This is a genomic window from Bradyrhizobium sp. MI1.7, from assembly GCF_055811795.1.
Genome location: NZ_JBVVPO010000052.1, coordinates 18,079 through 40,566 on the forward strand (window position 1 = coordinate 18,079; position 22,488 = coordinate 40,566).

25 protein-coding genes and 1 pseudogene are annotated in these 22,488 nt (G+C 65.3%); 12 read left to right on the forward strand and 14 right to left on the reverse strand.

Annotated features, from left to right (window positions below; genetic code table 11):
• Positions 1 to 18 precede the first annotated feature (18 nt).
• Entirely contained in the window at positions 19 to 429 is a 411-nt protein-coding gene (locus AC0L3X_RS34015; protein WP_028152772.1) for a winged helix-turn-helix transcriptional regulator, read from the forward strand.
• On the opposite strand, the gene dprA is transcribed toward AC0L3X_RS34015, so the two are convergent.
• The 5 genes and pseudogenes from dprA to AC0L3X_RS34040 all read right to left on the reverse strand — a co-directional run bounded on the left by dprA (position 426) and on the right by AC0L3X_RS34040 (position 3,504).
• Entirely contained in the window at positions 426 to 1,568 is a 1,143-nt protein-coding gene (dprA, locus tag AC0L3X_RS34020; protein ID WP_231142126.1) for a DNA-processing protein DprA, read from the reverse strand. The genes AC0L3X_RS34015 and dprA overlap by 4 nt on opposite strands.
• A 109-nt stretch (positions 1,569 to 1,677) precedes the next feature.
• The gene (locus AC0L3X_RS34025) at positions 1,678 to 2,121 is read right to left on the reverse strand and encodes an ABC transporter substrate binding protein (RefSeq protein WP_283016773.1); all 444 of its coding nucleotides are present in this window, start codon (positions 2,119 to 2,121) and stop codon (positions 1,678 to 1,680) included.
• Positions 2,122 to 2,132: 11 nt separating this feature from the next.
• On the reverse strand, positions 2,133 to 2,648 hold the full coding sequence (locus AC0L3X_RS34030; RefSeq protein WP_283016772.1) for an ABC transporter substrate binding protein: 516 nt from the start codon (positions 2,646 to 2,648) through the stop codon (positions 2,133 to 2,135).
• Between the two features lie 210 nt (positions 2,649 to 2,858).
• Positions 2,859 to 2,972 (reverse strand): annotated as a pseudogene (locus AC0L3X_RS34035) (DNA-processing protein DprA); the annotation flags it as partial.
• A 106-nt stretch (positions 2,973 to 3,078) separates the two neighbouring features.
• Complete coding sequence (locus AC0L3X_RS34040; protein WP_063982811.1) at positions 3,079 to 3,504, reverse strand: DoxX family protein; 426 nt, start codon at positions 3,502 to 3,504, stop codon at positions 3,079 to 3,081.
• A 312-nt stretch (positions 3,505 to 3,816) separates the two neighbouring features.
• On the opposite strand from AC0L3X_RS34040, the gene AC0L3X_RS34045 reads away from it, so the two are divergent.
• Positions 3,817 to 5,061, forward strand: coding sequence for an amidase (locus tag AC0L3X_RS34045; RefSeq protein WP_063982812.1), 1,245 nt, complete (start codon positions 3,817 to 3,819; stop codon positions 5,059 to 5,061).
• On the opposite strand, the gene AC0L3X_RS34050 is transcribed toward AC0L3X_RS34045, so the two are convergent.
• From AC0L3X_RS34050 to AC0L3X_RS34065, 4 genes are all read right to left on the reverse strand, one after another.
• The gene (locus AC0L3X_RS34050) at positions 5,053 to 6,255 is read right to left on the reverse strand and encodes a patatin-like phospholipase family protein (RefSeq protein ID WP_283016771.1); all 1,203 of its coding nucleotides are present in this window, start codon (positions 6,253 to 6,255) and stop codon (positions 5,053 to 5,055) included. The two genes, AC0L3X_RS34045 and AC0L3X_RS34050, sit on opposite strands and share 9 nt — an antisense overlap.
• A 212-nt stretch (positions 6,256 to 6,467) precedes the next feature.
• Positions 6,468 to 7,064, reverse strand: a complete 597-nt coding sequence (plsY, locus tag AC0L3X_RS34055; protein WP_063986317.1) for a glycerol-3-phosphate 1-O-acyltransferase PlsY — start codon at positions 7,062 to 7,064, stop codon at positions 6,468 to 6,470.
• Positions 7,065 to 7,111: 47 nt separating this feature from the next.
• Positions 7,112 to 8,413 (reverse strand): dihydroorotase, encoded by a 1,302-nt coding sequence (locus tag AC0L3X_RS34060; RefSeq protein ID WP_063986318.1) that lies wholly within the window; start codon positions 8,411 to 8,413, stop codon positions 7,112 to 7,114.
• A gap of 5 nt (positions 8,414 to 8,418) precedes the next feature.
• Positions 8,419 to 9,366, reverse strand: a complete 948-nt coding sequence (locus AC0L3X_RS34065; RefSeq protein ID WP_014494716.1) for an aspartate carbamoyltransferase catalytic subunit — start codon at positions 9,364 to 9,366, stop codon at positions 8,419 to 8,421.
• Positions 9,367 to 9,570: 204 nt separating this feature from the next.
• Here AC0L3X_RS34065 and AC0L3X_RS34070 point away from each other — a divergent pair, with 204 nt between their 5' ends.
• A complete protein-coding gene (locus tag AC0L3X_RS34070; protein ID WP_283016770.1) occupies positions 9,571 to 10,320 on the forward strand; it encodes a M15 family metallopeptidase in 750 nt (249 codons plus the stop codon).
• Positions 10,321 to 10,374: 54 nt separating this feature from the next.
• The gene (locus AC0L3X_RS34075) at positions 10,375 to 11,139 is read left to right on the forward strand and encodes a CPBP family intramembrane glutamic endopeptidase (protein ID WP_063982815.1); all 765 of its coding nucleotides are present in this window, start codon (positions 10,375 to 10,377) and stop codon (positions 11,137 to 11,139) included.
• A 15-nt stretch (positions 11,140 to 11,154) separates the two neighbouring features.
• Here AC0L3X_RS34075 and AC0L3X_RS34080 read toward each other — a convergent pair whose 3' ends face one another.
• From AC0L3X_RS34080 to ruvX, 3 genes are read right to left on the reverse strand one after another with little or no spacing between them, the layout of a single operon-like run.
• Positions 11,155 to 12,078 carry an AEC family transporter gene (locus AC0L3X_RS34080; protein WP_063982816.1) on the reverse strand — a complete coding sequence of 308 codons (924 nt, stop codon included), beginning with the start codon at positions 12,076 to 12,078 and terminating at the stop codon, positions 11,155 to 11,157.
• Between the two features lie 9 nt (positions 12,079 to 12,087).
• Entirely contained in the window at positions 12,088 to 12,546 is a 459-nt protein-coding gene (locus tag AC0L3X_RS34085) for a hypothetical protein (protein ID WP_063982817.1), read from the reverse strand.
• A 17-nt stretch (positions 12,547 to 12,563) separates the two neighbouring features.
• A complete protein-coding gene (gene ruvX, locus AC0L3X_RS34090) occupies positions 12,564 to 13,043 on the reverse strand; it encodes a Holliday junction resolvase RuvX (protein ID WP_063982818.1) in 480 nt (159 codons plus the stop codon).
• 46 nt (positions 13,044 to 13,089) lie between these two features.
• Here ruvX and AC0L3X_RS34095 point away from each other — a divergent pair, with 46 nt between their 5' ends.
• A complete protein-coding gene (locus tag AC0L3X_RS34095; RefSeq protein ID WP_063982819.1) occupies positions 13,090 to 13,305 on the forward strand; it encodes a hypothetical protein in 216 nt (71 codons plus the stop codon).
• Between the two features lie 64 nt (positions 13,306 to 13,369).
• Here AC0L3X_RS34095 and AC0L3X_RS34100 read toward each other — a convergent pair whose 3' ends face one another.
• The gene (locus AC0L3X_RS34100) at positions 13,370 to 14,305 is read right to left on the reverse strand and encodes a cyclase family protein (protein WP_063982820.1); all 936 of its coding nucleotides are present in this window, start codon (positions 14,303 to 14,305) and stop codon (positions 13,370 to 13,372) included.
• A gap of 187 nt (positions 14,306 to 14,492) precedes the next feature.
• A complete protein-coding gene (locus AC0L3X_RS34105; RefSeq protein ID WP_063982821.1) occupies positions 14,493 to 15,383 on the reverse strand; it encodes a LysR family transcriptional regulator in 891 nt (296 codons plus the stop codon).
• Between the two features lie 97 nt (positions 15,384 to 15,480).
• Between AC0L3X_RS34105 and AC0L3X_RS34110 the strand changes: the two genes are divergently transcribed.
• The 7 genes from AC0L3X_RS34110 (at position 15,481) to gatB (ending at position 21,588) form a co-directional block, all read left to right on the forward strand.
• Positions 15,481 to 16,506 (forward strand): NAD(P)H-dependent flavin oxidoreductase, encoded by a 1,026-nt coding sequence (locus AC0L3X_RS34110; protein WP_354096590.1) that lies wholly within the window; start codon positions 15,481 to 15,483, stop codon positions 16,504 to 16,506.
• Between the two features lie 105 nt (positions 16,507 to 16,611).
• Positions 16,612 to 17,688 (forward strand): NAD(P)H-dependent flavin oxidoreductase, encoded by a 1,077-nt coding sequence (locus AC0L3X_RS34115; protein ID WP_354096591.1) that lies wholly within the window; start codon positions 16,612 to 16,614, stop codon positions 17,686 to 17,688.
• Positions 17,689 to 17,765: 77 nt separating this feature from the next.
• Positions 17,766 to 18,053, forward strand: a complete 288-nt coding sequence (gatC, locus tag AC0L3X_RS34120) for an Asp-tRNA(Asn)/Glu-tRNA(Gln) amidotransferase subunit GatC (RefSeq protein WP_028150645.1) — start codon at positions 17,766 to 17,768, stop codon at positions 18,051 to 18,053.
• Positions 18,054 to 18,132: 79 nt separating this feature from the next.
• Entirely contained in the window at positions 18,133 to 18,348 is a 216-nt protein-coding gene (locus AC0L3X_RS34125) for a hypothetical protein (RefSeq protein WP_014494728.1), read from the forward strand.
• Complete coding sequence (gene gatA / locus AC0L3X_RS34130) at positions 18,345 to 19,820, forward strand: Asp-tRNA(Asn)/Glu-tRNA(Gln) amidotransferase subunit GatA (RefSeq protein ID WP_247310028.1); 1,476 nt, start codon at positions 18,345 to 18,347, stop codon at positions 19,818 to 19,820. The genes AC0L3X_RS34125 and gatA overlap by 4 nt, the downstream gene beginning before the upstream one ends.
• The gene (locus AC0L3X_RS34135) at positions 19,811 to 20,113 is read left to right on the forward strand and encodes a hypothetical protein (RefSeq protein WP_094183808.1); all 303 of its coding nucleotides are present in this window, start codon (positions 19,811 to 19,813) and stop codon (positions 20,111 to 20,113) included. Before gatA ends, AC0L3X_RS34135 begins: the two co-directional genes overlap by 10 nt.
• The gene (gene gatB, locus AC0L3X_RS34140; RefSeq protein WP_354096593.1) at positions 20,110 to 21,588 is read left to right on the forward strand and encodes an Asp-tRNA(Asn)/Glu-tRNA(Gln) amidotransferase subunit GatB; all 1,479 of its coding nucleotides are present in this window, start codon (positions 20,110 to 20,112) and stop codon (positions 21,586 to 21,588) included. The genes AC0L3X_RS34135 and gatB overlap by 4 nt, the downstream gene beginning before the upstream one ends.
• Positions 21,589 to 22,488 lie beyond the last annotated feature (900 nt).

A 22,488-nucleotide genomic window follows, 5' to 3' on the forward strand; every position in this document is an offset into this window, starting at 1 on the left:
AACGCACTTTTTTGAGCCATGGGCACATCTTTGAGACCTGCACACACCGATTTTCCTGCTCCCCAGATGCCGGATCGCGACCACGCGGACTGCCGCGGGGTCGCCTCGATCCTGGCGCGCGTCGGCGACAAATGGAGCGTGTTCGTCATCATGATGCTGAGCGACGGGCCCAAGCGCTTCAACGAGCTGAAGCGGATGATCAACGGCATCTCGCAGCGGATGCTGACCTTGACCCTGCGCGGGCTGGAGCGCGACGGCCTCGTCACGCGCACGATCTTCCCGACCATTCCGCCGCGCGTGGACTATGAGCTGACCGATCTTGGCCGCGGGCTCCAGCAGCCCGTGATGGCGCTTGGGCTATGGGCGAAGGAGCACCAGGCGCAGATCGCGGCGGCACGCACGCGGTTCGATGAGCGCAACGACACCTAGAGAAGAGAAACGAGACCGCCGCCGTGGCGTTCGAGGCGGCCCGCAAGCTCGAGCTCCAGCAGCACGGTGCGGACGATTGCGGGCGAGGCGCCGGACATCCGCACGAGATCGTCGATCGAGATGGGGGCAGGGCCGAGCAGGCCGGTGATCTGGTCGCGGTCGTGTGATTGCGGGTCGCTCTCGAACGGTTCGCTATCGGGCTCGCTCGCCGGATGCATCAGCGGCCGCTCCATGATCGGTGCGACAGCGTTGATGATGTCGGCGGCTTCGGTGACGAGCGTTGCGCCCTGCTTGATCAGATCGTTGGTGCCGGCAGCGCGCGGGTCGAGCGGCGAGCCGGGCACCGCGAATACCTCGCGGCCCTGTTCGGCCGCCATGCGCGCGGTGATCAGCGAGCCCGAGCGGTGCGCCGCCTCGACCACGACCACGCCGAGCGCGGCGCCGGAGATCAGCCGGTTGCGGCGGGGGAAGTCGCGGGCGCGCGGCTCGTGGCCGAGCGGCATCTCCGAGATCGCAGCGCCCGCGTGATCGAGGATCGAGGCGAGCAGGTCGCCATGCTCGGGCGGATAGATGCAATCATGGCCGCCGGCGAGCACCGCGATGGTGCCGCTCTCGACACTGGCGCGGTGTGCGGCCTGGTCGACGCCGCGGGCGAGCCCCGAGATGATGAGGAATCCGGCTTCGCCCAGCTCACGCGCGAGCTGGCCAGCGAATTTCAAGCCGGCGCCGGAGGCGTTGCGCGAACCGACGATCGCGATCATCGGCCGCATCAGGGTCGCGGTGTCGCCGCGCACGGCGAGCAGTGGCGGCGCATCGTCGAGTGTTGCGAGGCGCGCCGGATAGCCGTCCTCGCCGGGCGCAAGCCAGGCGATGCCGTACTTGCGGCTTGCGGCGAGCTCGGCCTTCGCCTCATCGGCACTACAGATGCGCCCGGAACGGGCCGCGCCGCCGCGGCGCGCCAGATCGGGCAGCCGCTCCAGCGCAGCGCGCGCCGTGCCGAAATGATCGACCAGCGAACGGAAGGTGCGCGGCCCGACATTGTCAGAACGGATCAGCCGCAGGCGGTCGATCCGCTCAGCCTCGGGCAGCTCCACGCTGGGATTGATGGCGTCCACGGCGTCTCCTTGTGGGAGTAGCATGGAACAACCTGAGGGCGTGGGCAACAGCGACGTGTGGTCGTTTCTATCGCCCCAATCATGGGCGGAGGAGGAATGGAGCAACGCGCTGCCTCATTCCTCAAGGCTTTTGCTATTCGATGACCTCGTCCGCGCGCACCTGCAACGACTGCGGTATCTCGAGGCCGAGCGCCTTGGCGGTCTTCAAGTTGATGACCGTCTTAAACAGCGTCGGCTGCTCGATGGGGATGTCGGCCGGGTTCGCGCCCTTCAATATCTTGTCAACGAAAACAGTGGCGCGGCGAAACATGGAGGTGAAGTCTACCCCGTACCCTACCAGTGCGCCCCCCCGGGACGCGACGATGGGTGCGGCAATCGATGGCACGCGGCACTTGTCGACAATCGCCGAGACCAACGCCGAATTGGTGACAAACGCATTGGCGTCCGTGATGACGAGACCGTCCATGGCGGAGGAGCCGACGATTGATAGCGCGTTGTCGAGGTCGCCGGGGACGTCAAGCTCGATCGGTCGCAGCTCAACCTTCATTGCCCGCGCGGCGTTCGTCATGGCACTCATGGTGCCGTTGTTCAGGGGTTGCCTCGCTGCATGAGCACCCCTGCGCGGGTCATCGAGGGAGCTATGCTCGCAAGAACCTCTAACCGCTTCGCAGCTAGTTCTGTAAGGAAAAAGGTCTGTCCCGTAATGTTGCCACCGGGATGAGCCATGCTGGCTGCAAGGCCCAAGGTCACCAGATCGGGACCCACGATCATCACGGTTGGAATTGTGGTCGTCGCACGGTGCGCGGCAAGAACCCCGGGAAATGTGGCTGTCACGAGAACGTCGACGCCGAGGGCGACCAGTTCAGCAGCCAGCGCCGGAAGCCGGTTATCGTCGCCGTCGGCGTCGCGATATTCAACGTGGACGTTCTCGCCCTCAACCCAACCGAGACCGCGAAGCGCAACGAGGAACGCGTCGACCTCCGAATTTCGCGGTGGGGGGAGGAAAAGGCCGATCCGCGAGACGCGCTTCACTTGCTGAGCGCGTGCGGCCGTTGCCCACGCCAACGCCCCGCCAGCCAAAGTGATGAATCCGCGTCGTTTCATAGCACCGCTAAATCGCTTATCCTCTGGCAGAGAGTAAGCATTTTTCGACATTGGTCCAGCCGCGTCAATGAACAGGTTGGGTCAGAAGGCGCACAGCCTAAGCCGAGACGGCGTGAGCGTCCAACAGTCCGGCAATTCGAATCTCATCGCCTTGATTGTCGGGGCAATTTAGAACTAACGCAAAGGTTGCGGCGTTTCCGCGTTAGTGCCACGCGGCCCGACATTGTCAGAGCGGATCAGCCGCAGGCGGTCGATCCGCTCAGCCTCGGTCAGCTCAACGCTCGGATTGATGGCGTCCACGGCGTCTCCTTGTGGAGGCAGCATGGAACAACCTGAGGGCGTGGGCAACAGTTGCGTGCGCTTGATCGGGCTTCAAAGGCGCTGCAGGAAGACCCGACGTGGTCGACGGGTCTTCCGCAAGGTCGTCGATTCAACGCGCGTGGGCCGCCTGAGCGACAGCGACGCCGCTCCGCGAGACGCGAGCGTCAAGGCTGAGCGCACCGGCACCGAAGGCAAAGATCTGGAGCAGGCCGCCTGCCATCATCACGTTCTTGAGGAAGTGGATCATCTGATTCTGGTCGGCAAAGTTGTTGTGGAACGAGACTGCCGCGGCCAGCGAGAATATGGCGAGCGCCAGCGCGACCGAGCGGGCTTGATAGCCCGCGATCAGCAGGAGACCGCCACCGAGCTCGACGAGAACTGCGATCGCATATGCCAACGGGGGCACCGGCAATCCCGCAGCGGCGATGTAAGCGGTCGTCGCACCATAGGCGGTGAGCTTGCTGAAGCCACTCATTGCAAACGGGAGGCCGATCAGCAGCCGGCCAACGAGGGAAGCATAACGGGTCGTATCCATGGTCATCGCTCCTGTGCTTGGTTGAGGTCCGACGGCGGTGACGCACCAGGCGTTTGTGGTTCGTAAGAGAGTGCGCGCCGCAGGGCCCTGCGTTGTGACCTCACACTGGCTCGATTGAATCGCGATAAAAATAGAAATAATTGAAAGATTCTGTTTCCATTTTTGATCTCATCCGCGCGGCGCCCGCGGACGCGGATGCTCTGGTCGAGCCGCTGGTCCCGGTCGACTGCACGCATGGATCGACCGCGTCCACGTGCGCTTGCGCGACCTCGTCCCGATGCTAAAAGCGATGGCAATAAGAAGGGTATTGCCATGATCTCACTCGCCGACCTCCAGCGCCGCATTGAAGCGGGCGAGCTTTCGCCCGATGACGCCATCGCCCAGTCGCACGCGGCGATCGAGGCCAGGGAGAAGGACGTCCACGCCTTCGTCCGTCACGACAAATCCGCGAAGGCGCAAGCCTCCGGCCCGCTGCGCGGCATCGCCGTCGGCATCAAGGACATCATCGACACCGCCAACATGCCGACCGAGATGGGCTCGGAGATCTACCGCGGCTGGCAGCCGCGCTCGGACGCGCCGGTCGTGATGATGCTGAAGCGGGCAGGCGCCACCATCATCGGCAAGACCACGACCACGGCGTTCGCCTCGCGCGATCCGACCCCGACGCTCAATCCGCACAATCTCGGCCATACGCCGGGCGGTTCGTCCTCGGGCTCGGCCGCGGCCGTCGGTGCCGGCATGATCCCGCTGGCGCTGGGCACCCAGACCGGCGGCTCGGTGATCCGGCCCGCCGCCTATTGCGGGGCTGCCGCGATCAAGCCGTCGTTCCGGATGCTGCCGACCATCGGCGTGAAGTGCTACTCATGGGCGCTTGATACTGTCGGCCTGTTCGGATATCGCGCGGAAGATCTCGCGCGCGGGCTGCTGGCGATCACCGGCCGCACTGAATTCGATGGCATCGCCGCGGCCAAGGCGCCGCGCATCGGCGTGGTGAGGCAGGAGTTTGCCGAGGCCGTGGAGCCGGCGGCGGAAGAGGGCTTGCAGGCTGCGATCAAGGCGGCCGAGAAGGCCGGTGCCAGTGTCAAGACCATCGATCTGCCGGAGTCGGTGCAGGAAGCTTGGCGCATCCACCCGATCATCCAGGATTTCGAGGCGCATCGCGCGCTGGCCTGGGAGTTTTCGGAGCATCATGACGAGATCGCGCCGATGCTGCGTGCCAGCCTCGATGACACCGTCGGCTTGACGCCGAAGCAGTATGACGACGCGCGTCGGATCGCCCGCCGTGGCCGCCGCGAGCTCGGCGAGCTGTTCGAGGGTTTTGACGTGCTGCTGACCTATTCGGCGCCGGGCACCGCGCCGGCCAAGGAGCTCGCCTCGACCGGCTCGCCCCGCTACAACCGGCTCTGGACGCTGATGGGCAATCCTTGCGTCAACGTGCCGGTGCTGAAGGTCGGCGGCCTGCCGATCGGCGTGCAGGTGATCGCGCGCTTCGGCAACGATCCGGGCGCGCTTGCGGCGGCATGGTTCCTGGAGGATGCGCTGGCGAAATCAGGCTAGCGCGGGCTCAGTGGCGGGCAGCGCGCGTTCGGCCTCGGCGCCTGTGGCGCCTTGTCCGAGCCAACGCTCGGCGGCCTCGCGGCCACTCCGGTGCAGCGTACGAATGAAGCCGCGGCCGAGATCGGTGGATGAGCGCTGCGCCAGGCCCTCAATGGAGTCTTCGGCCGCGATCCTGGAGAGCCGCAGCGAAGGTGCGGCAGCTGCTCGCGCCCATTCCAGCGCCGCGATCTCGGCGTTGAGGGCGGCGTTGGCGGCGATCTGGTCGAGCCTGCGGTCGATCGCGGCGAGCGTGATCGGCACGTAGCTGTCACGCGTGGGCGTGACCTGGACGAGCAGCAGATCGGGGGCTGTCGATTCCTGCGCCAGGCGCACCAGCGGCGGATTGCCGCCAATGCCGCCATCCCAATAGGCCTCGCCGTCGATCTCGACGGCGCAGTGAACCAAAGGCGGGCAGGTCGAGGCCAGCGCGACGTCGGCGGTAATGCAATCGTTGCGGAAGATCTGCTGCTGCCCATCGCGGATTCGCGTCGCGGCGATCAGCAGTTTTGGGCAGGCGGCGTCGCGCAAGGCGGCAAAATCGATGTCGCGCGACAGCGCCAGCCGCAGCGGATCGAGATCGAACGGATCGAATTGGCCGGAGCGCAGCGTCGGACCGAACGCGACCGAGCTTCCCGCCGGCGAGAATCCGCCGACCAGCATCAAGGAGCGGAACGAGGCCTCGTGCATCAGGCGGGCCCAGAACCGGTTCAACCGCGAATGGGCGCCTTCGCGTCCGCCTTCGGCGAGGCCGGAGGCGAGCAGCAGCGCATTGATGGCGCCGGCACTGGCGCCGCTGATGGTGTCGATCTGGATGGTCGGGTGTTCCAGCAACCGCTCCAGCACGCCCCAGGTGAAGGCCGCAAAAGTGCCGCCGCCCTGAAGGGCCAGCGACACTCTTTGCGGCGGCCATTGGCTGGAGCGCGGCTGCACGGGCGCGACCGGCGCGGCAATGGTCACGATCTCGACTGGCGCGGCGGCTTGCGCGACGGGCGCAGGCCGGGTCACTGGCGGGGGTACGGGAGCAGGCTCGGGCGCGGGCAGCGGCGAGGGCGCATCGGACCAGACATTGGTCATCGAGAGCAGCCGGCTTGCTGCGGTGCTGGAAGCACCGTGCGAACCAGGCCCGTCATGCGCGCCGACAATCTTCTCGCTCATTCTGAGCTACCGCGTAACGCCATTTCCGCTGTCAGGATGACAGGCGTGGAACTCGTTCGCCACTCCGGCCGCGAGCAGCTTCCGAGTTGCGAACAGGAATTGGCACATAATGCGGAGGCGGTGCGGCGATATCCGTACTTTTTCCGGCCTTGGGATTTTGTTTTGACGCGTTTTCTTGACGCGAACCGGTAGCCACTTCGCTCGAAAACGCTCTAGGCCTTCTCGCCGATCCGGCTTTCCTTGCCCGATTGCAGTCGCTTGATGTTCTCGCGATGCGCGTAGAACAAGAGCAGCGTCAGCGCGGCGAACAGCGATGCGAGCGCGAGATGCCCGAACCACCACAGGAAAATCGGGGTGATGAACGCCGCCACCAGCGCGGACAGCGAGGAGTAGCGGGTGGTGAAGGCGGTGGCGAGCCAAAGCAGGCAGAACACGATCGCGCCGGGCCAGAACAGGCCGAGCAGGATGCCGATATAGACGGCGACGCCCTTGCCGCCTTTGAACTTCAGCCAGACCGGGAAGAGATGGCCGAGGAAGGCGCCGAGCCCGGCCACCATGGCGGCATTGGGTCCCGCGATGTAGCCGGCGATCACCACCGCGACCGTGCCCTTGAGCGCGTCGAGCAGCAGGGTGCCCGCGGCAAGGCTCTTGCGTCCCGTGCGCAGCACGTTGGTGGCGCCGATGCTGCCGGAGCCGATCGAGCGAATATCCTGCGTGCCGGCGAGTTTGGTCAGGACCAGCCCGAACGGAATCGAGCCGAGCAGGTAGCCGATGACAAAGGCCACCGGCAGGAAGGCTTCAAGCCCCATGGCCGCATCTCCATGCTGAACCGCGACGCCACGCATGAATTTGCCCGTCAGACATGCTCGTACACCGTCCGTCCGCCGACAATGGTGCGCACCACGCGGCCTGTAAAGCGGGCCTCGTCGAACGGCGTGTTCTTGCAGGGCGATTTGAGGTCGGCGGGATCGACGATCCAGGGCACATCGGGATCGATCACGATGACATCGGCCGGGCTGCCCGTGCGCAGGGTTCCACCCGGCAGACCCAGGATCTCGGCCGGCCGCGTCGACATGGCCCGGATCAGCGTTTTCAGGTCGAGTTCCTCATTGTGCACGAGGCGAAGGCCCGCCGGCAGCATGGTCTCGAGCCCGATGGCACCGTGTGCTGCTTCCGCGAACGGCAGGCGCTTGACCTCGACGTCCTGCGGATTGTGGTCGGACATGATGACGTCGACGAGGCCGGAGGCGACAGCCGCGACCAGCGCGCGCCGGTCGTCCTCGGTCCGCAGTGGCGGCGACAGCTTCAGGAACGACCGGTAGGGGCCGATATCGTTCTCGTTCAGCGCAAGATGATTGATCGAGACGGAGGCGGTCACGGCGAGGCCGGCGTCGCGGGCGCGCTTGAGGACGTCGAGCGAGTCGATACAGGTCAGCGACGCCGCGTGATAGCGCCCGCCGGTGAGCGCGACGAGACGCATGTCACGCTCGAGCATCACGGCCTCCGCCGCGTTCGGGATGCCCATCAGGCCGAGCCGCGAGGCGAACTCGCCCTCGTTCATCACGCCTTCGCCGACGAGATCGGGATCCTCGGTGTAATGCACGATCAGCGCGTCGAAATCGCGCGCGTAGGTCAGCGCGCGGCGCATCACCTGCGCGTTGATCACGCTCTTGTCGCTGTCGCTGAAGGCGATCGCGCCGGCGGCCTTGAGGAGGCCGAACTCGGTCATCTCCTCGCCGTGCATTCCCTTGGTGAGCGCCGCCATCGGCTGGATGTTGACGATCGCGGTGTCGCGGGCACGGCGCATCACGAAGTCGACGGTCGCCGAGTTATCGATCACCGGAGACGTGTCGGGCTGGCAGATGATGGTGGTGATGCCGCCGGTCGCAGCCGCCTGGCTCGCGGAGGCAAAGGTCTCGCGGTGGCTGAAGCCGGGCTCGCCGACGAAGGCGCGCATGTCGACGAGGCCGGGGGCCACGATCTTGCCGGCGCAGTTGACGACGTCGGTGCCCTCGGGGACGCCGGCCGCTCCGATCCCGCGACGGGTCTCGCGGATGATTCCGTCGGCAATCAGGACATCGCCGGGGCCGTCGAAATCCCTGGAGGGATCGACGACGCGGGCATTGGCGAGCAGGATGGGACGGCGGTCAGTCAGCATGAGCATCACGCGTTCGGCAAGTTGCGGGCGAGCGCTTCGAGCACGGCCATGCGTACCGCCACGCCCATCTCGACCTGTTCGCGGATCAGCGATTGCGCGCCGTCGGCGACCGCGGTGTCGATCTCGACGCCGCGGTTCATCGGGCCGGGATGCATGACGAGCGCGTCCGGCTTGGCGTAAGCGAGCTTTTTCTGGTCCAGCCCGAAATAGTTGAAATATTCGGAGGTCGACGGCACGAAGGAGCCGTTCATGCGCTCGCGCTGGAGCCGCAGCATCATGACGATATCGGCGCCGTTGAGCCCCTCGCGCATGTCGCGCGCAACCTCGACCCCCATGCGCTCGATGCCGGGCGGCAGCAGCGTCGAGGGGCCGACGACGCGGACGCGGGCGCCCATAGTGTTGAGCAGGATGATGTTGGAACGGGCCACACGCGAATGCAGCACGTCGCCGCAGATCGCGACCACGAGGCCCTCGATCCGGCCCTTGTTGCGGCGAATGGTCAGCGCGTCGAGCAGCGCCTGCGTCGGATGCTCGTGCGCGCCATCGCCGGCATTGATCACGGAACCGTCGACCTTGCGCGCCAGCAGTTCCACCGCGCCGGACGCGTGATGCCGAACCACCAGAATGTCCGGGTGCATGGCGTTGAGCGTCATCGCAGTGTCGACCAGCGTCTCGCCCTTCTTGATGGACGAGGAGGAGACCGACATGTTCATGACGTCGGCGCCCAGCCGTTTGCCGGCGAGCTCGAACGAGGACTGGGTCCGGGTCGAGGCCTCGAAGAACAGATTTACCTGCGTCCGTCCACGCAGGACGGTACGCTTCTTGTCAACCTGGCGGTTGAGCTCGACATATTCTTCGGACAGGTCGAGGAGGCCGGTGATGTCGGCCGCGGAAAGGCCCTCGATGCCCAGCAAATGCCGGTGGCCGAGGACGAAGGTCGATTTCGATGTCATTAAAACGAGAGCTATAGGCGGGGATGGCTGGGGGAGCAAGGGCCAATGCCGGGGCGGGGAGTTATCCCCTGATCTGTCGGTGCGGGCTCATCCTCTCCGTCATGCCCGGGCTTGTCCCGGGCATCCACGTGCTTCATTCGCATTTGACGTAAAAGGCCGTGATGGCCGGGACAAGCCCGGCCATCACGATGTGGGGAGCTCCAGTTGAAAACAATTTTGACCGCGCTCTTGGCAGCAACCGTTATCAGCGCAGCCAACGCCCAGTCGCTCCCCGGCGGCTTCGTCTATCTGCGCGACATCGACCCCGGCATCATCCAGGACATCCGCTACGCCACCTCGAACAATTTCGTCGGCCGTCCGCTGGCCGGTTACGGCGCCGGCGAATGCGTGGTGAAGCGGGAGGTGGGGCTGCGGCTGAAGGCGGTTCAGCAGGAATTGGCGGCGCAAGGCCTGTCGCTGAAGATGTTCGACTGCTACCGGCCGGCGCGGGCCTCGCTCGACATGGTGAAGTGGTCGCAGAACGGCTACGAGACGGCGGCCGAGCGGCGCTACAATCCGAAGATCCCGAAGAGCGAGCTGTTCCGCCTCGGCTACATCGCGAGCCGCTCGCAGCATTCCACGGGCGCGGCGCTCGATCTCACGCTGGTCGATCTCAAGGCTGACAATTCCGCCAGATACGATCCGTCAAAAGCCTATGCCGATTGCACGGCGCCGGTCGAGGCACGATTGCCGGAGGGCAGCGTCGACATGGGCACGGGCTACGACTGCACCGACACGAAGGGGCACACTGCGGCACCGTCGATCAATCCGGACCAGCGCGCCTGGCGCAAGCGGCTGGTGGCCGCGATGGCGAAGCAAGGCTTTGTGAACTATGCGAAGGAGTGGTGGCATTTTTCCCTGCCGGGGGCGGGCGCGGCGGCCTATGATTTCCCGATTCCGCCGCGAACGAAGTAGATCGTCGTGCGAACGGCCCCGGAATGATGGTGCCGTCCCAACGAAAGCGCTTGAATGGACTCCCTCAATCCCGATCTCCCGCCGATGACCGTGACGCCAGCTGCGCCGCGCGTCTGGAAATTCTGGGGCACGGCGGTGTGGGGCCTGCTCATCTTCGTCGCGATGTTCCTCGGCCAGGTCGGTGCCATCCTCTATCTGGTCTGGGACCGTGGCGACCCCCTCGACCTGATGTCGATCCAGCGTGTCGGTCGCGAGCCCGCGGCGCTCGCGCTGTCGGTGACCATGGGCCTGCCGGCGACGCTGGCCGCGGTGTGGCTCGCCATCCGCATCAAGAAGGCCTCGTTCGTCGACTATCTCGCGCTGCATTGGCCGTCCTGGAAGCAAATGCTGTTCGGCGCCATCGGGCTTGTCCTGATCGTGGTCGCCTGGGAGACGATGTCGCGGAGCCTTGGCCGCGAGGCGACGCCGGGCTTCATGACCGATCTGTTGAAATCGGGCCGCGACAAGGGCGCGGCTGTGATGCTGCTGTTCGCGTTCAGTGTCGCTGCGCCGATGTCGGAAGAGGTTTTGGCGCGCGGCTTCCTGTTTCGCGGCTGGTCGGCGAGCTTCCTGCGCGTGCCCGGCGCGATCATCCTGTCGTCACTGGTGTGGACGGTCGTGCACCTGCAGTACGACATGTACTTCCTCGCCGAGGTCTTCTCCATCGGCCTGTGGTTCGGCTACATGCGTTATCGCGCCAACTCGCTCTGGCTCACCGTCGTGCTGCATGCGCTGAACAATCTGACTGCGGTGGTGCTGACGATGTGGCTGGGGAGCTGAGGCCTCGCACGAGGCCTAAGCCACCAGCGCGATCGCGATCGGCATCGTGACCGCCGCCAAGATCGTCTGCAGCGTGATGATCTGCGCCAGCAGCGGCGCATCGCCGCCCATCTGGCGGGCCAGCACATAGGCGCTGGGCGAGGTCGGCACCGCCGCGCAGATTGCGACGATCGCCAGGCTGTCGCCCGAGAGACCGAACCAGGCGGCGAGCGCCAGCGCCAGCACGGGCATCAGCGCCAGCTTGAACGCCACGCCGATGGTTGCGCTCACGCTCGGGCGGAGCAGACCGTTGAGCTGCAGGCCGGCGCCGGTAACGAGCAGGCCGATGGCGAGCGAGGACCGGCCGAGCGCGTCCGCAACCTCGTGCCAGATCTTTGGCAGCGGCAGATGGATGACATTGATGACGAGGCCGATCACGCAAGCCCAGATCAGGGGATTGCGGATCACCGTCATGACGATGGCGCGCGCGGACTGCTTCTCGGGCGATGCATAGTGCGCGAGCACGGCGACGCTGAACACGTTGACCAGCGGAATGATCGCGACCATCGCCACCGACGCCAGCGCGAGTCCGACATCGCCGAACATGTTGGCGGACACCGAGAGCGCCACATAGGTCTGCCACCGCGTCGCGCCCTGGAAGATCGAGGTGAAGGCGGGACCGTCGATGTCGAACCGCGCGAGCGCTGGGCGGAGCGCGAGGCAGAGCAGCGACATCGCCAGCACCGACAGCAGCAGCGCACCGCCGACGCCGGCGACCGGCACCCTGGAGAGGTCGGCCTTCACCAGCGTCTGGATCAGGAGCATCGGGAACAGCACGAAATAGGTCAGCCGCTCCAGCCCGTGCCATTGCGTGTCGAGCCGCATCAGGGTGCGCCTGAGCACCACGCCGAGCACGATGAGAATGAAGACCGGCAGCAGCGCCGCGATCACGACGGCCATGGCAGGCGCCTATTCCTTTTTCAGAACGAAGTCGGCCCCGCGTGTCCCGTAGCGGGGGCCCTTCGGCGTGATGGTGTGTTTGGGGTCCATCCAGTCGCCGGCGATCTCGTTGTCCGCGCTGAAGCGCGTGACGTACAGTCCGCCGAGGACGGCATCGTCGCCCTTGAGATATTCGGTCTCGGTCCACTTGATCAGCGGGCCGTCGACCATTCCCTTCACTTTTGTCCGGGTGCCGTCAAAGCTTGGCCACTCCATGGTGCCCGTGAATTCAGCCCCAGAGATCGCGTCGATGGTGAGCTTGACTGGAAAACTGCCGTTGATGTTGTGCGAATACTGGTTGAACGTCCCGGACCACGTGCCTTTGAGCTCCGACACCGCATGATCCTCCGCGGCAGAGCAACCCTGCACAGCGAGGAGAACCAGGAGGACGGCGCCGATCGAAATTTTTGCGCTCGTCGGCAATGCCATGTTGTCGCTTCCGGGAATTAGGCTTGTCGTAAATTGGCGAGGCGGTCGAGCGCGCCTTGCAGGATGAAGATCGCGGCGTGCTCGTCGATCACCTCGGCGCGCTTGGCGCGGCTGACATCCATGCCGATCAGCTCGCGCTCGACCGCTGCGGTCGACAGACGCTCGTCCCAGAGGCCGATGGTGAGTGTGGTCAGCCCGGCAAGGTTGCGGGCGAAGGCGCGGGTCGATTGCGCGCGCGGGCCCTCGCTGCCGTCCATGTTGATGGGCAGGCCGAGCACGAAGCCGACCGCCTTGCGCTCGGCCGCGATCGCGAGCAACCGCGCCGCGTCCTGCTTGAACGCCTTGCGCTGGATGGTCTCGACGCCGGTCGCCAACCGCCGGTCCGGATTGGACACGGCAACACCAATGGTCTTGGTGCCGAGGTCAAGGCCGACCAACCCGCCGCGTTCGGGCCAGTGGGTTGCAGCATCGACGAGAGGCAGGATAAGAGCCGGCATGGTGTTAGCGCATATCACGCGTCGCGCCGCGGAGTGAACCCGGAACATGGATGCACTGACACTATTCGGCCTGTTTGCCGTGACGACGATGCTGGTCTGCTATGCCCTGGAGGATCGCAGCCATTGGTTCGTGCTGCTGTTCGCTGTGTCCTGCGCGCTCGGCTCGGCTTACGGCTTCCTGCAGGGCGCCTGGCCGTTTGGCCTCGTCGAAGCTATCTGGGCCTTCGTTGCATTGCGGCGCTGGCATCTCAGGCCGCGGTGACGGAGAGGCCGGGCGAGGGGCCTGCCGGGTGGCAGGCGGATCCCCGCCCGGGTCGACGTATCGATCAGCGGATCGCGATCGGGTTGATCATCGCCTGCACGCCGCCGGTCCAGCGCGGCTGGCCGAGCACGAACAGGAATTCATAGCCCTTGTCGCGAGCGAGCGCGGCGGTGTCCATGTTCTCGAGAATGTAGGTCCCGTTCATCGCGAGCAGGATCTGGTGTACCTCGAACACGTTCTTGGACTCGAACGGCAGCACCTCGAGCGCCCAGGTGTCGGCGCCGATGGCGACCACGCCCTTGCCGGTCAGGTACTTCGCGCCCTCGACGCCGAGACCGGGCTCGCCGGCCGAGTAGCGCTTGTCGTCCTTGCCGATCAGGCTGAGCCAGCCAGTGTGGAAGATGACGACGTCACCCTGGCGGATCTCGACGTTCTGCTGCTTGGCGGCTTCCTCGATCTCCTTGACGTTGAAAGCGGTACCTTCCTTCACGATGTCGGTTTTGAAATAGGCGGCCATGTCGAGCAGCACGCCGCGGGTGACCATCGGCGGCACCTTCTCGATGCCGAGCTTCTTCAAGCCATTCGGATCGGCGAAATCGGCGAGCTTGTTGCCGTTGTAATAGACGTGCTCGACGCCGAGATGGCCGAGACCGTCGAGCTGGCTGCCGATGCCGACCCACGTATCAAGGATGTCGTCGTTATAGGTCGCCTTGTTCGGACCGAGACCCGGGCTGCCGGCCTGTCCGGGCTGAACGATGGTGAGCTTGAATGTGCGTGGCGGATAGGCGGGTGTCTGTGGCGTGACGGGAATGCCGAGGGCGTAGGTCTTGCCGGTCCTCACCAGCGATGCCGCTTTGACCACGAGCTCGGGCGTCATGTAGTTGGCGGCACCGATCTCGTCGTTCGGTCCCCATTTCGATTTGGTCCAGTCCTGTGCGCTTGCAGTTCCTGATATCGCCGACAACGCGGCGACACAGCACAACACGAGCGTATTGCGCATCGATAGTCCTCCCGATGTTTTGGCTTCGTTGTGTTTTTGCGCTGGCCAGTGACGCATCCTAACGTAGAACGGATGCGTGCTTCAAAGCATTTCGCGGTGCCGCGCTGCGGCGGCTGAACGCAGCGCAGACTAATTCAAGCGCGATGGATTTGTGACGAATTTCGCCACGTGGAACGCTGCGCCGGTGTCAGGCCGCGATGACGTCGTTGTCTTTCTTCAGGCAGGACATGAAACCGCCGAGCGCGCTGTACTGATGTCCGCCGCTGCGCTGGATGAAGAGCGTCTCGACGCGCGCATGCGACGGGCCCAGCGCGTGGATCGACACGCTGCCGGCCATCGCGCTGCGTTCGACCACGGCGCGCGGCAGCAGCGTCACGCCCATGCCGGCAGCGACACAACCGATCATGCCGTCGAGCGTGCCGAGCTCGAAGCGTGCGGCCGACGGCCAGCCGAACTCAACAAAGATCTGTTCGAGACGCTGGCGGTAGGTGCAGCCGGTGCGGAACACCAGCGCGGTCGGACCAGACTCCGGCGTGCCGGCGCGCAGCTCGGCAAGCGAGGCCCAGCGCCGCGCGCTGACCAGCACCAGCTCTTCGCGAAACGCACTCGTCGCAGTGAGGTCGGCATGTGCGATGGGACCCGCGACGAAGGCGCCGTCGAGCGTGCCTTCGAGCACGCCCGCGACGAGGTCGGCGGTGGTCGCGGTGCGCAGGCTCAGCCGCACGGCTGGGAAGTTGCGGTGGAAATCGGCGAGGAGGGACGGCAAGCGCACGGCTGCCGTCGTCTCCATCGAGCCGATCGCGAGCGGTCCTTTCGGCTCGCCGTCGTCACGCGCGGCGAGCACGGCCTCCCGTGATAGCGCGGCCATCCGCTGTGCGTAGGGCAGGAGGCGTTTGCCGGCGCCGGTCAGCGTCATGCCACGGCTGTGGCGTTCGAACAGCGGTGTGCCGATCTCCGCTTCCAGCGCCTTCACGCGTTGGGTGACGTTGGATTGCACCGTGTTGAGCTCCTCCGCGGCGCGGGTGATGCCGCCGGTGCGGGCGACGGCGGCAAAGGTCTGGATATCGCTGAGTTCCATGGCGTCGTTTCGCTTTTGTGATGGCAGCGTTCGCAACAATTCATTTTTCGAGAATGCTAGTCGCGCCTAGTCTCCCTGTCCAGATCAGGGAGGGGCTATGCCCATTGAGACGTCGCTGACTAGGCTGCTGGAGATTGAGCATCCCATCCTGCTGGCGCCGATGGACATCGTTGCCGGCAGCCGGCTTGTGACGGCCGTGAGCCGTGCCGGCGGTTTCGGCATTCTGGGCGGCGGCTATGGCGAGAAGGTGTGGCTGGAGCAGGAGACTGCGAAGCTCGCGGGGTTGTCGGCGCCATTCGGGATCGGCTTCATCACCTGGAGCCTCGCCAAGCGGCCCGAGCTTCTCGATGTCGCTCTTGCCGCAAAACCGTCTGCGATCATGTTGTCGTTTGGCGATCCCGCGCCGTTCGCGCCGAAGATCAAGTCCGCAGGTGCACGCCTGATCTGCCAGGTGCAGGATGAAGCCATGGCGCGGCAGGCGCTCGATGCCGGCGCCGACATCCTGATCGCGCAGGGCACGGAGGCAGGTGGTCACGGCGCCTCTCGCACCACCGTCGATCTCGTGCCTGCAATCGTCGATCTTGCCGCGGGCCACGTGCCTGTCGTCGCGGCCGGCGGCATCGCCGACGGGCGCGGTCTCGCCGCCATGATGATGCTGGGCGCGAGCGGCGTGCTGCTCGGCACGCGCTTCTATGCGAGCCAGGAGGCTGATGGCGCGGAGGAGGCCAAGCGGCGTATCTGCGCAGCGAACAGCGGCACGACCGTGCGCGGCATCATCTTCGATCTCTCGCGCAACAATGTCTGGCCGGCGCCGTTCACGGGAAGGTGCCTCATCAACGACCACGCCAGGCGCTGGATCGGCCGCGAGGTCGAGCTGATGCAGAATGTTGCCGCAGTCGCGGCGGACTATGCGGCCGCGAAAGCAGCCGGCAATTTCGATGTCGCGGCCGTGATCGCGGGCGAGGCGGTCGGATTGATTCATGATATTGCACCGGCGGCCGAGATCGTGGAGCGGATTGCGATTGAAGCGGGGCAATTGCTCGCCGGCCGGCGCAACTCGGTTTCTTCTTTTCCTTCCCCCCTTGTGGGAGAAGGTGGCGCGGAGGCAATCCGCGCCGGATGAGGGGTCTGTCTCCGCGGATGCAAACCCCTCACCCGTCTCGCCGCTGCGCGGCGATCCACCCTCTCGCACAAGGGGCGAGGGAAGAGCGAACATGAGGCAAGAATTATGTGGCCTGACCGTCGACTGATCGATCTCTTCAAGACCGAATTCCCGATCGTGCTGGCGCCGATGGCTGGTGTGATGGATGCCGAACTGGTGATCGCCGTGGCGGAGGGCGGCGGGCTCGGCTCGCTGCCGAGCGCGATGCTGTCGCCGGAGAAGGCGCGCGAGCAGGTCAACATCATTCGCCAGCGCGTGAAGGCGCCGGTGAACATGAACTTCTTCTGCCACACGCCGGTTGACCTCACGGCCGAAGCCGAAGCGCGCTGGAAGCAGCGGCTTACGGGCTATTACACCGAGCACGGCCTCGATCCCGCAGCGCCCATCAACGCCGCGAACCGTGCGCCGTTCGACGCCGCGTTCTGCGAGGTCGTCGAGGAGCTGAAGCCGGAGATCGTCAGCTTTCATTTCGGCCTGCCGGATCAGGCGCTGCTCAAGCGCGTCAAGGCTGCCGGCTGCCTCGTCATCTCGTCCGCCACGACGGTGAAGGAAGCAGTCTGGCTGGAAGAGCGCGGCGTCGATGCCGTCATTGCGCAAGGCGCCGAGGCCGGCGGCCATCGCGGCATGTTCCTGACCGACAAGATCTCCGAGCAGCCCGGCACCTTTGCGCTGGTGCCGCAGGTCGCCGACGCCGTGAAGGTGCCTGTCATCGCGGCCGGCGGCATTGCCGACGGGCGCGGCATCGCCGCAGCCTTTGCGCTCGGCGCATCCGGCGTGCAGATCGGCAGCGCCTATCTGCGCTGCCCGGAATCCAAGGTCAGCGCGGGCGGGCGCAAGGCGCTGGCTGAAGCGCGGGACGATTCCACCGTCATCACCAACGTCATGACCGGGCGTCCGGCGCGCGGCGTCCAGAATCGCCTGATGCGCGAAGCCGGCCCGATCTCGCCCGAGGCGCCGCCTTTTCCCCATGCCGCGACCGCGCTGGGGCCGCTCAAGGCAGCTGCCGAAAAGCAGGGCAGGGTGGATTTCACCAATCTCTGGGCCGGCCAGGCCGTGGCCCTGGGCCGCGAGGTCCCCGCAGCCGAATTGACCCGGGATTTTGCCAAATCGGCCCTGGCCCGCATGAAGGGACTGGCTGGCTAAGGTCGCGCCGCCGGTTGCGGCGCAAAACCGGCCTCTGCTATACGGCAGTTAGATTTTGCCGTGAGAGGCCTTATATAATGTCCGTCGACGCCACTACCGTCCGCCGCATCGCGCATCTGGCGCGCATTGCGGTTTCCGAGGGCGAGGTTCCGCATCTGCAGGGCGAGCTCAACGCCATGCTCGCCTTTGTCGAGCAGCTCTCGGAGGTCAACGTCGAGGGCGTGGAGCCGATGACCTCGGTCACCCCGATGCAGATGAAGAAGCGGCAGGACGTGGTCAATGACGGCGAGATCGCCGACGATATCGTTGCCAACGCGCCCGCGACCGAAGGTCACTTCTTTCTTGTGCCCAAGGTGGTCGAGTGACGTAGCGTTTTCGAGCGAAGTGGAAGCCGGTTCGCGTAAAGAAAACGCGTCAAACTAAAGAGCCTTAGGACCAAGTCCGATGTGCATGCTTTGCGACGATGAGAAGGCCTATCAGGCCTACATGAACTATCTCGACAAGATGGAGCGGCAGGGCAAGGCTGCCGATCCCAACGTCGCCGTCAATGCCGTGCTCGACGAGATCGAGGCCGCCGCGAACGCCGCCGCCAAGAAAAAAGACGACCCGGCCAACGACAAAACCCTGTCTCCGTTCTTCTGCAGCCCGATCAATAAATGACCGATTTGACATCGCTGACGCTCGCCGAGGCCCGCAAGGGTCTCGCGGCCAAGACTTTCACGTCCCTCGAGCTGACCGACGCGCATCTGAACGCGATCGAAGCAGCACGCGTGCTCAATGCCTTCGTGATGGAGACGCCCGATCGCGCGCGCGACATGGCGAAGGCCGTGGACGAAAAGATCGCCAAGGGTGAGGGCGGCCCGCTCGCCGGCATTCCGCTCGGCATCAAGGACCTGTTCGCGACCAAGGGCGTGCGCACCACGGCGTGCTCGAAGATTCTCGGCAATTTCGTGCCGACCTATGAGTCCACGATCACCTCCCAGCTCTGGCGCGATGGTGCGGTGATGCTCGGCAAGCTCAACAATGACGAGTTCGCGATGGGCTCGGCCAACGAGACCTCGTGCTTCGGCCCCGTCGGCAATCCCTGGCGGCGTGAGGGAAGCAACACGACGCTGGTGCCGGGCGGCTCGTCCGGCGGCTCAGCTTCGGCCGTGGCGGCGCTGCTGTGCATGGGTGCGACCGCGACCGACACCGGCGGCTCGATCCGCCAGCCGGCGGCGTTCACCGCGACCGTCGGCATCAAGCCGACCTACGGCCGCTGCTCGCGCTGGGGCATCGTCGCCTTCGCCTCCTCGCTCGACCAGGCCGGTCCGATCGCGCGCAGCGTGCGCGATAGCGCGATGCTGCTGCGCTCGATGGCCGGGCACGATCCGAAGGACACGACGTCGGTCGACATTGCCGTGCCGGACTATGAGGCCGCGATCGGCAAGTCCGTGAAGGGCATCAGGATCGGCATCCCCAAGGAATATCGCCTCGACGGCATGCCGGCCGAGATCGAGAAACTCTGGAGCGAGGGCGCGGCCTGGCTGAAGGCGGCCGGTGCCGAGCTCGTCGAGGTGTCACTGCCGCACACCAAATACGCGCTGCCGGCCTATTACATCGTGGCGCCGGCGGAGGCGTCCTCCAACCTCGCGCGCTATGACGGCGTGCGCTACGGACTGCGCGAGCAGGGCAAGAACATCATCGAGCTCTACGAGAACAGCCGCGCCGAGGGTTTTGGCGCGGAGGTGAAGCGCCGCGTCATGATCGGCACCTATGTGCTCTCGGCCGGCTATTACGACGCCTATTATCTGCGCGCGCAGAAGGTGCGGACGCTGATCAAGAAGGATTTCGAGGACTGCTTCGCCAAGGGCGTCGACGCGATCCTGACGCCGGCGACGCCGTCGGCGGCCTTCGGCATCGGCGAGAAGGGCGGGGCGGATCCCGTCGAGATGTATCTCAACGACATCTTCACGGTGACCGTGAACATGGCGGGCCTGCCGGGCATCGCCGTGCCCGCCGGCAAGGACGCGCAAGGCCTGCCGCTCGGCCTGCAGCTGATCGGCCGTCCGTTCGATGAGGAGACGCTGTTCTCGCTCGGCGAGGTGATCGAGCAGGCCGCCGGCCGCTTCACGCCCGCGAGGTGGTGGTGAATGTCGCCGCGTTCATCGCGAGCCTCGACGGCGCGGCGCCCGCGCCGGATCTGAACGCGCCGCTCGCCGGCCTCTGGTGGGCCGCGAAGGGCGACTGGGATCAGGCGCACAAGATCGTTCAGGACGAGAACAGCCGCGACGCCGCCTGGGTGCACGCCTATCTGCACCGGGTCGAAGGCGATCTCGGCAATGCCGGCTACTGGTATCGCCAGGCCGGCCAACCCGCGGCAAAGGATTCATTGGAGGCGGAGTGGGAGCGGATCGCTGCCACGCTGCTCGGGAGCAGGACATGAGCACGGCCACGCACAAGCTTCTCAAGGGCGCCACCGGTGACTGGGAGATGGTCATCGGCATGGAGATCCACGCCCAGGTGACCTCGAACTCAAAACTGTTCTCGGGCGCCTCGACCACGTTCGGCGGCGAGCCGAACAGCCACGTGTCGCTGGTCGATGCCGCGATGCCAGGCATGCTGCCCGTCATCAACGAGGAATGCGTCAGACAGGCTGTCCGGACCGGGCTCGGGCTGAACGCGCAGATCAATCTGCGTTCGGTGTTCGACCGCAAGAACTATTTCTATCCGGACTCGCCGCAGGGCTACCAGATCAGCCAGTACAAGTCGCCGATCGTCGGCGAAGGTGAGGTCGTGGTCGAACTGGATGGCGGCAAGACCGCGACCATCGGCATCGAGCGCCTTCATCTTGAGCAGGACGCGGGCAAGTTGCTGCACGATCAGTCGCCGTCCATGTCCTATGTCGATCTCAACCGTTGCGGCGTGGCGCTGATGGAGATCGTCTCCAAGCCCGACATCCGCGACGCCGAGCAGGCCAAGGCCTATGTGACCAAGCTGCGCTCGATCCTGCGCTATCTCGGCACCTGCGACGGCGACATGGAGAAGGGATCCTTGCGCGCCGACGTCAACGTCTCCGTGCGCAAGCCGGGCGCGCCGCTCGGCACCCGCTGCGAGATCAAGAACATGAACTCGATCACCTTCATCGGCCAGGCGATCGAGTACGAGGCGCGGCGCCAGATCGAGATCCTCGAGGACGGCGGGGAGATCGACCAGGAAACGCGGCTCTATGATCCCAACAAGGGCGAGACGCGATCGATGCGGTCCAAGGAAGAGGCGCATGACTACCGCTACTTCCCCGATCCCGACCTGCTGCCGCTGGAATTCTCGCAAAGCTTCGTCGACGAGCTGAAGACAGAGCTGCCGGAGCTGCCGGACCAGAAGAAGGCGCGCTTCGTCGCTGATTTCGGCCTGTCGGCTTACGATGCGAGCGTGCTGGTCGCCGAGCGCGAGAGCGCGGTGTTCTACGAGACGGTGCTGGATACGCTCGGCAACCGTGCCCGCGACGGCAAGGTGGCGGCGAACTGGGTGATCAACGAGCTGTTCGGCCGTCTCAACAAGGAAGGGCGGGATATTACGGGCGCTCCGGTCAACGCCGAGCAGTTGGCTGCGATCATCGACCTGATCGGCGAGGGCACGATCTCCGGCAAGATCGCCAAGGATCTGTTCGAGATCGTCTGGCAGGAGGGCGGCGATCCGCGCGCGCTGGTCGAAAGCCGCGGCATGAAGCAGGTCACCGATCTCTCGGCGATCGAGAAGGTGGTCGACGACATCATCGCGGCCAATCCCGACAAGGCCGCGCAGGTCAAGGACAAGCCGCAGTCGCTCGGCTGGTTCGTCGGCCAGGTGATGAAGGCGTCCGGCGGCAAGGCCAACCCGCAGAGCGTCAACGACCTCTTGAAGTCGAAGCTCGGCATCTGACGTCACACGTTCGAACGAGGTGACGGATACGCTTCGTCACCTCGCTTCCGGTTCGCGCTGCGACGCTCGCGCGCACCCTCGGCGGCAAACTCCATCCCGACCGACGGCGATGCGGCGGCCGAATCGCCGCCACGCGATTCGCGCAAAACGGCGGCTTCCACACGCGCTGACGAGCGCTTGCGCCGTTAAGCATGAAAATATTTTCGTTGCCAAAACTCGCGACTCAGAGTCCGCGAAGCGCCCTTGCGCGGCGATCGCGGGATCGACGATGCACATCATCGCATCGCGCATGCGCAATGCGCGCGTGCAGAAAAATACTTGCCGTGTAGTGTTTTTCTGCAATCGCATCTCGCGCAAACATCGACGATGCGGGCACTCCCCGCGATCGCAAGCACGCGTCATGCAGTGCGCCCGCATCGCGCTCGCCAAGCGCAGGCGCGTTGTGCCGTCAACACTTCTTTAAGCGAGAAGCTGTTTTTTTCGTCGTGTTGGTGTATTCGGGATGAGTGTGCATTCGATCCCCGACTGCATGCAGCGATTACAGCCATCTCACACATCGGAGGGCAACATGGCCAAGAAAGCGAAGAAGGCGAAGAAGGCGAAGAAGGCGAAGAGCGCAGTGAAGAAGACTGCGAAGAAGACCCGCAAGGTCGCGAAGAAGAAGTAACTTCGCTTCTGAAGTTGCCGGCTCCTAGAGAGCCGGCACGTCATCAGCGCCTTCTAACAGGTTCTGGTCGGCGATAGAGGGTGTCGGCGAGACATCAGGCCAACGGTCGGATCGTTCTCTTTCGCGGGTTCGCTCGCCAAAGTACGGTCCGGCAGAAGAAACAAGTTTTCTTCGTTCGGTGCGGTTCTCCTTCTCAAGGGCTCCGCAATTTCACAAGCGGCCTTCGGGCCAAC